We start from the raw sequence: 8,177 nt of genomic DNA, 5'->3' as shown, positions 1-8,177 counted from the left end.
AAGTCACTTCAGTAAAAAAAGGCGATCGGGTGATTATTCCCTTTGTGATTGCATGTGGCCACTGTTTTTTCTGTGAACACGAGCTGATGGCTGCCTGTGAAAATACCAATAGCGGACGTGGTGCGATATTCATATGATTAAAAATAAATTTAATTGACAAAAAACCCCTTTAAGTCTTGCAACTTAAAGGGGTTTTCATTTAAATTCAGTGGGTACAGTTATTTGATGCGACAACATCAATTAACGAATGATCGGCAGAGCTACCAACTCGTACTGATATTCACCTTAAAGGCTAGTACCAATACCTATTTTAAAGAAATAGAATAGTTACACAAGCCCCTAATTTGAAACTCTTCGTTAATTCAGCAGTTTAAATCATCAAATAAGCACCTAATGGTCGAGTTTTATCTACTCCTGTACATCCTTTTTAGGTTGATATGCGGTGCATGTGGAGGGAATAAGTGTCACTGGTGCATCGTAGCGATAGTCGCAAGGCTAAACCGCTTACAGGGGATCTCACATAGGCGGAGCGTTAGAAGTAGTTGTATAGGTCGGTTAAGTTGCATGTTGGAGCAATCCTCGCAGAGATACCGCCATACTTCGACAGGGAGCGCGTGGGAGAAGGTGCAAAACCTTTAGTCCTTGTCTGCATGGTCAGCAAAACCATGTGCGGATACGACCGATGCGTGGCTCCGTCAGCCCAATTACAGGTTAATCGGCAATACTTAAGGGACGTTGGTTTTCAATCAGCGACCCTTAGGGAAAGTATTGCCGAAACTCTCTCAACGTTCACCATCAGCCCGAGCAGAGCGAGGGATGTGGGGACGTTGAAAGAGAGTTGAGAGCATTTTGTTTTACAAGATTTATGCCAATACTTCCTAGAGTTTATATACCGTGTCATTTGATTTAATTTTCATATAACAACTTTGTCCATTTTAAAATAAGCAAGGATACACAGATACCCCTATTTAACTTCGTTAAACAGTGATAATCTGTGACCTTGATCAGGGGCTTCACCCCCGATACCCCCGAAAAGCTTTAAACAGAAAAATCAAAGATTTTCCAATTTAAAGCTTACAAAAGCCAAAGCAGGGTAGATTGAAATGTCAGGACATGAACAACAAGAGAATAAGCAAGGTAAAGCAGTTCGAGAACGAACTTTTAAAGTCAGACTTTCAGAATCAGAATATCAATTGCTTGATTGCAATAATCCTTATGGTTCGATTGCAAAGTTACTTCGACAAGCAGCAGTAGAGAAAGCGACTAAAATTCATAATTCCAAAGCAGAAGATGACCAAAAAATTAAAGTAACAAAGGTTGTTGAATCTTCGTATAGCAAGACAGAGCGAGCGTTAATTTTAGAACTTGGTCGGATTGGTAATAATGTGAATCAGATTGCCAAAGCAGTAAATACAGATATTGCGGGTACTGGTGCTTTCGATAAAGTGAAATTACTTCATTTATTGATTTCAATTGATCAACAGCTTCGGGAGTTACGTCCAGATGATCGTTGATTTTTTTAGACATGGTTCAGGTTTATCAAAAGGTTGTCTTGATTATTTATTGGGTGAAGATCGAGAGCGTGAACATGCACAATTGCTCAGCGGTGATGTAGAGCTAAGCGCACAATTGATTGATAGCAGTCCTTTTGCCAAAAAATATACAAGTGGTTGTTTATCTTTTTATGAACATGATTTATCTGACCAGGATAAACAGCAGGTCATGCAAAATTTTGAGGAATGTTTATTTCCAGGACTAGATAAAGACCAATATCAAATTTTATGGGTACAGCACCAAGACAAAATTAATCAGGACACAGGTGAGACAAGGCTTGAGCTTAATTTTGTGATTCCCAATGTTGAGCTTTCAACAGGCAAACGCCTACAGCCATTCTATGCACCAGTCGATTTAGATCGAGTCGATCTATTTAAGCAGATCACCAATACCGAACATTCATTGTATGACCCCGATGATCCTGAGCATCGACAGCTATTTTTAAATAAAAAGAATCTACCCAAAGATATTAAGGATTTTAAAGAGCAGTTACATCAACGTGTTTACCGAGCGGTGGCCAATGGTGAAGTTGCCGATCGGCAAGAATTGGTGCAATGGCTTGAATCGAATCAAATCAATGTCACTCGACAAGTAAAAAACTCCATATCCATTGAAAACCCGTATGAGGGCGCAAAACGTCCCATCCGTTTAGAGGGCGAGATTTATGAGCAAGGCTTTAGAGCTACTGGCGAATATCGACAAGAAGTACAACAACGAATTGAAGAATACAGAGGAACAACTTCTGAGCGGTATCGAACAAACGTCACAGACTATCAGAGACAGCTTGAACACAAGAGCCAATATCACCGCGACCGCTATCCAACAGTCAGACGAGAAAATAGCCCAGAGCATTCAAAACAACGCCCAGACGGTCGAGAAGCAGTTAAGCCAGTATCAAAGCTTGCTGCAATCGAAATTGAGCCATTTAACGCAATTAAACGAGCAAATACAGAGCCAAGAACAGCAAGCCCAGAATCAAGCGGTACAGAAAAAACTTACCACTTTGAATATGGGACTGATTTCAGTAGCAGTTATTTTGCTTATAGCGATTTTCTCGCTTGGTCTGGTCACCAAAAACAAGTACAGCGAGATGCAGACGCTAAATACAGTGATCAACGAGAAGCAAATGAGGGTCGACCATTTGAACCGATCGGGAGGCAGTTTGACGATCAGTACCTGCAAGCGACCAGACAGCAAAGCACAACGTCTCTGTATTCAGATCAACAAGAATGCAGGGGAATGGCAGAACGGCTACATGATTCCAATGGGGTATTAAACGATGACCGAATTAGAAACACAATTATTGAGAATCATCGAAGAACAACAGCAACAATTACTGCAACAACAAGCGCAATTGCAGAAGCAACAGCAAGCTTTAGACACAATGCAAAGCAAAATTATCCAAGCCTTGTTAGCTCAATCAAAGGCAATCGAGAGCGATCAGCAAAGCTTACAGCAAGCACAGAAATCATTAGCGACAATACAGAAGCAATTTCACGATCTAGAACGCAGTACAGCAAGCTATACCGAGCAGATCAATGGCAAGGTCAGAGAGATGGGCAAGATCACAGCCGACAACGAAGAAGTTCTGGAGAGAATCTCAACCACACAGCATTTAGTCTCGTCAGAAGTAGCCAAAGCTCAACAGAATTTGCTCGAAACATCCGAGATATTGAAAAAAATATCGTCCAGATAAAAGAACTGCAAAAGGAAATGGACAAGCCACAACCTAAGAAAGATCAAGGTATGGATTTTGGAATGTAAATTTTTTTTATCTTTAAAAGTTCGCTTTTCATATATGTAGTTTTTAAAATAAAGCTAATTTTAATTGCTTAAAATTTATTCATGTGTAAATTATATTTAATATTAATATTTTTAGTTAAAAGCTTTAAAAATTAATTCTTAAAATTTAACAATTGATAAAAATGAAATTTTTTTTGCTGCATTTAATGAGGGAGTAGAGCAGGGTTTATAGATTTATTCTTTAGTACATGGTGTTCGTTCTATTGAAGTAAATAAAGCCTTATTTTTTATCATTGCAATAGGCTGTAGCCATACCTCTAATAAGTTATGACGAAAATATATTTCAATAAGGAAAGTATTATGAAATCAATATTTAAACTATCAATTTTGAGCTTGAGTTTTTTAATTGGTGTTGCTCATGCATCGCCTAGTGATGCAATTAAATTGCATGCAAGTGAGTATATTAAAAACCACAATGTTACTTTAGGTGAAGCAATAAATAGACTCGCTATTCAGGAATCTCGATCAGATGTTTTAAGTCGAATTGAAAATAAATACGCTGATAGGTTGGCTGGTACATACATAGAACACGACCCTATTTATAAAGTAGTAATTAGGCTCAAAGGCAATGAACCTGTTAAGAACTTTACGGCTGATATTAAAAATTTAACTAGTGCTGGTAAACCAATCCTACAGCTTCCGATAGAATTTCAAACAGGTGCATTTGAAACGAAAAAAGAGGGCCTAGAGCGATTAAATAAAAGTGCTAATGAAATAAAACATCAATTCAATAATGTTCAAGGTTTATCCTATGATGAACGAACTGGTGACATCAAAATTTTATTGTTTTCGGAGCTTAATGAGGCAAGATCAAATACTCAAAATGCACAAAAACTTAATTTAATTTCATCAAAATTTAATAATTTACCTTTCAAGATTGAATATATAAATGCCAAATTTCAAGACACTGTTGCGGTAAAAGGGGGGTCAAAGATTAATACAAGTGGTGGTTATTGTACTTCCGCTTTTGCTATAAAAAATAGTACAGGGTCACAGTACATGTCGACAGCTGCTCATTGTATTGGAGCTAGTTTAGATGTGCCAACTAACGCTCCTTTAACTGTGGTTGGTTCTCAGCTTAATGCAACAAGAGATGTGAGCTGGATGACTGTAGGTACAGGAAATACTGTGTCATCACAATTTAACTCTTCGCCAACTGTTACTACACAGTTGACTGGACGTAGAACTGTTGCAAATACTAAGTTAAACGATACCGTTTGCCATAATGGAGCAAATACTGGTTATAGCTGTGGTTATATTGGGGCTTTGAATTTTCAGCCTACTTATCAAGGTGCTTGCGGTACTGTAGCTTGTAGTAATACTTGGATTGCAGTTGTAGGATCTTTAAACGGAGCATCTGGAAATGGTACTTTAAAATGTTTTTCGGGTGATAGTGGTGGACCTGTATTCCAGAATAGTATCGCATTTGGGATATTGAAAGGCTCTTCATATACAGGGGCTGGTTCTGGTCAATGTAATGCTTTTTTCTATATGTCTACTGATCAAATATATAATATGGGATACTCTTTAATATATTAATAACTATCATTAGACTTCCTTCATAAATCATTTTTCAATCAATTTAATTGTTTATCTTTCACCCAATCTAAATTGTATATGCCAGCAAGTAAATTAAACCGCAGGTTTAATCTTTTACGACGATTTCTATATACACAAGATAAAATCTTAAAACATTTCATCCTTCCAAATACATGCTCTACTTGAATTCGTCTACGACCAATCTCTCTATTTAACTTTTTTAATTCAGAATCTAGTTTTTCAGTTTTCTTTGCTTTAGATGGCATGAGGCATCCAAAACCCAATTTCTTTATCCCTAAATAACCCTTATCAACGATAAAAAAGGGCTTAAATTTTAATTTCCTCATGCTTTTTTTAAATATTTTAAAATCATGCATGCTTCCATGACTTCCACATACACTCAGTATTTCACCTGTTATATAGTGCATAGATAGCTGAAATTTAAAGGTATGTCGCTTTTTTTTACCGCTATACCATTTCTTCTGTTTTTTTTGGACGTTGAACTAATATTTCAGTGGCATCAATCACAACAACTTCCCAATCCACTTCATCTCGATTAGGAAGTTGTTTTGGCAAGTTGAATTTTCCAGAACGGATTAAGGTATCTTCAATAACACGTGTGATACGAATTGCACTCGTTTCAGATACACCGTAACTCATACCAAGATGGAAAAATGTTCGATATTCTCTCCAATATTCTATACATAAGAGCAAACGATCTTCCAACGGTAATTTATGCGGTCGTCCTTTACCAATATGACCAGGTAAATGCTTATTTAGCTCGGCCAACATGAGGTTAAATGTAGCCCAACTAACACCGGTAAGCCTACGAAACTTAACGTCTGATAATTTTTGAATATCTTTGAATTTCATCCAAGGATTATCCCTTGAATTAAATAATTTTGCTGATTAATTTAAGATCAAATAAATTGTACGTTTTTTGATTTATGACGGAAGTCTAGTATTTAAAAGCTGGCTCATTTCAGTAAAAGTCGCAAGATTTTTCATTTTCACAAGGCTTTCCTTTAGAATAGGCGCATCTTATTTCTTAGCTTTGATTTCTCAATGATTCAGTTAGACCAGTTATCTATACGTCGCGGTGGACGTGTTTTATTTCAAAAAGCGTCGATGCAGTTACACCCAGGATGGAAAATTGGCCTAACGGGTGTCAATGGTGCCGGGAAATCGACCCTGTTTTCAGCTTTGCTCGGCGGCATGGAGTCAGACACCGGTTCGTTGACCCGTCCTGCGGTATGGACCGTGGCGCATATGGCACAGGAAATCAAAGCGCTGAATATGAAAGCCATTGATTTCGTCTTGTCCGGCGATGAAGAATACTGGGATATTCAGCAGAAACTGGAGCAGCCAGATCAACTGGATGATGCAGAACTGGCGCATTTATATGGCCGTTTTGATGAAATTTCAGGTTATTCTGCGCCGGCCAAAGCTTCGCAACTGATGGCCGGTCTGGGCTTTTTTGAACATCAATCCCAACTGGATGTGTCCAGTTTTTCTGGTGGCTGGCGCATGCGCCTGAATCTGGCGCGTACCCTGATGAGCCGTTCCGATTTACTCCTTCTTGATGAACCGACCAACCATTTAGACCTGGATGCCATTCTCTGGCTCGAAGACTGGCTGAAAGCCTATGAAGGTACGCTGGTGCTGATTTCGCATGACCGGGATTTTCTCGATGCGATTACCGACCATATTTTACATATTGAAAATCAGGAACTGATTTTATATACCGGTAACTACTCGACCTTCGAGCGTACCCGCAGTGAACGTCTGGCGCAGCAGCAACAGGCTTATGAAAAGCAGCTGGAAACCCGCGCACATCTGCAAAAATATATTGACCGTTTTAAAGTGCAAGCCACCAAAGCCAAGCAGGCACAGAGCCGGATCAAACAGCTGGAGCGTATGCAGGAACTGTCTGCTGCCCATGTTGATACACCATTTACCTTCAGTTTCCGTGAACCGACCAAAATGAGTTCGCCTTTATTGCAACTGGAACATGCCGATATTGGTTATGGTGACAAGCTGATTGTCACCAATGTCAATGTACAGATCACGCCAAGCAGCCGGATTGGTTTGCTCGGGATGAATGGTGCCGGTAAATCTACCCTAATTAAATCGCTGGTCGGTGATTTAAAATTGCTTCAGGGTCTGCGCAAAGACTCGGAACTGCTCAATATTGGCTACTTTGCCCAACACCAAATGGATGCACTGGATGGCAATGCCAGCCCGATGTTACAGCTGGCACGTATTGCCGATAAAAAAATCAGTGAAGCCAGCTTACGTTCTTTCCTGGGCAGTTTTGGTTTTAGCGGCGAACGCATGGATACGCCGAGTGAAAGTTTCTCGGGCGGTGAACGTGCCCGTCTGGCTTTGGCATTGATTGTCTGGCAGCGTCCAAACGTGTTGATTCTGGATGAACCGACCAACCATTTAGACTTGGATATGCGTCATGCATTAACCATGGCCTTGCAGGATTTTGAAGGTGCTGTGGTGCTGGTGTCGCATGAACGCCAGCTGATTGCCAGTGTCTGTGATGAATTGCTGCTGGTACATAATGGTCAATGCCGTGAATTTGACGGTGATCTGACCGCTTATGCCGACTGGTTACGCCAAGCCCGCATTGAGATGATCAAAAATGGACAAAAGCCAGCCGAGCCGGTGAAATCTCAGGTCGAAGTCAAAGCAACCATTTCCAAACTGGACAAAGAAGCACAGCGTAAGGAAGCGGCACGCCAGCGGGAACTGAGCCGCCCGATTCGTAAAAATATCGAAAAATGTGAAACACAGATTTCAAAACTGCAACCACGACTGGCTGAAATTGAAAGCTTGCTCGGAGATAGTGCTTTATATGATGCCTCACGTAAAAATGATTTGCTCAAACTGATGAATGAGCAAACCGAGCTGAAAGCCAAACTGGAAACAGCCGAAGAACAGATGCTGGAACTGATGATGGAACTGGAAAGTCTGGAGCAGTCCTTCTAACACTATTTCAACACCCCCATTATCTGAGAGATGAGTAACAAGCGTTATTCATCTCTTTTTTTTATTAAAACCACCCATTTTTAATATTTTCCTCCTGCTTTTCATCTCCGTGTAGTTCCTTGCTATTCTTGAGTACTGCATCTCTTCTTCAAAACTTGACACATTTTGTCGTGAATTACGCAAGTGCCATATAAGTTTATTTTTTAAACAGTGGAGTGGCTTTTTTCATACATTAATTTACAGCGTCAGCTTGCATCCTAAGGCTCTAATACAAGTGTTTTTTA

Annotated in this window: 5 protein-coding genes and 2 pseudogenes; 5 read left to right on the top strand and 2 right to left on the bottom strand. The window is 39.7% G+C overall.

The window, feature by feature from the left end:
* The 4 genes and pseudogenes from FTT75_RS14950 to FTT75_RS14935 form a co-directional block, all read left to right on the top strand.
* Positions 1-128 (top strand): annotated as a pseudogene (locus FTT75_RS14950) (alcohol dehydrogenase catalytic domain-containing protein); the annotation flags it as partial.
* Positions 129-1,103: 975 nt separating this feature from the next.
* The gene (locus FTT75_RS14945) at positions 1,104-1,514 is read left to right on the top strand and encodes a MobC family plasmid mobilization relaxosome protein (protein ID WP_180186792.1); all 411 of its coding nucleotides are present in this window, start codon (positions 1,104-1,106) and stop codon (positions 1,512-1,514) included.
* On the top strand, positions 1,504-3,318 hold the full coding sequence (locus FTT75_RS14940; protein WP_180186791.1) for a relaxase/mobilization nuclease domain-containing protein: 1,815 nt from the start codon (positions 1,504-1,506) through the stop codon (positions 3,316-3,318). Before FTT75_RS14945 ends, FTT75_RS14940 begins: the two co-directional genes overlap by 11 nt.
* 339 nt (positions 3,319-3,657) lie before the next feature.
* Entirely contained in the window at positions 3,658-4,896 is a 1,239-nt protein-coding gene (locus tag FTT75_RS14935) for a S1 family peptidase (RefSeq protein ID WP_180186790.1), read from the top strand.
* Positions 4,897-4,934: 38 nt separating this feature from the next.
* On the opposite strand, the pseudogene FTT75_RS14930 reads toward FTT75_RS14935, so the two are convergent.
* Positions 4,935-5,327: pseudogene (locus FTT75_RS14930) on the bottom strand (transposase family protein); the annotation flags it as partial.
* A 37-nt stretch (positions 5,328-5,364) separates the two neighbouring features.
* Positions 5,365-5,769, bottom strand: a complete 405-nt coding sequence (locus FTT75_RS14925) for a transposase family protein (protein WP_004730644.1) — start codon at positions 5,767-5,769, stop codon at positions 5,365-5,367.
* A gap of 192 nt (positions 5,770-5,961) precedes the next feature.
* Between FTT75_RS14925 and FTT75_RS14920 the strand changes: the two genes are divergently transcribed.
* Entirely contained in the window at positions 5,962-7,893 is a 1,932-nt protein-coding gene (locus tag FTT75_RS14920) for an ATP-binding cassette domain-containing protein (protein WP_180186789.1), read from the top strand.
* Positions 7,894-8,177 lie beyond the last annotated feature (284 nt).

The organism is Acinetobacter sp. YH01008 (assembly GCF_013420435.1).
Classification (GTDB): domain Bacteria; phylum Pseudomonadota; class Gammaproteobacteria; order Pseudomonadales; family Moraxellaceae; genus Acinetobacter; species Acinetobacter pseudolwoffii.
Note: the sequence above shows the minus strand (reverse complement) of the source record. Positions and strands in the feature narration are given on the sequence as shown.

Excerpts from the sequence above, each read along its gene's own strand:
- FTT75_RS14945 (WP_180186792.1), top strand. The coding sequence starts at position 1,104 with ATGTCAGGACATGAACAACAAGAGAATAAGCAAGGTAAAGCAGTTCGA.
- FTT75_RS14940 (WP_180186791.1), top strand. The coding sequence starts at position 1,504 with ATGATCGTTGATTTTTTTAGACATGGTTCAGGTTTATCAAAAGGTTGT.
- FTT75_RS14935 (WP_180186790.1), top strand. The coding sequence starts at position 3,658 with ATGAAATCAATATTTAAACTATCAATTTTGAGCTTGAGTTTTTTAATT.
- FTT75_RS14925 (WP_004730644.1), bottom strand. The coding sequence starts at position 5,769 with ATGAAATTCAAAGATATTCAAAAATTATCAGACGTTAAGTTTCGTAGG.
- FTT75_RS14920 (WP_180186789.1), top strand. The coding sequence starts at position 5,962 with ATGATTCAGTTAGACCAGTTATCTATACGTCGCGGTGGACGTGTTTTA.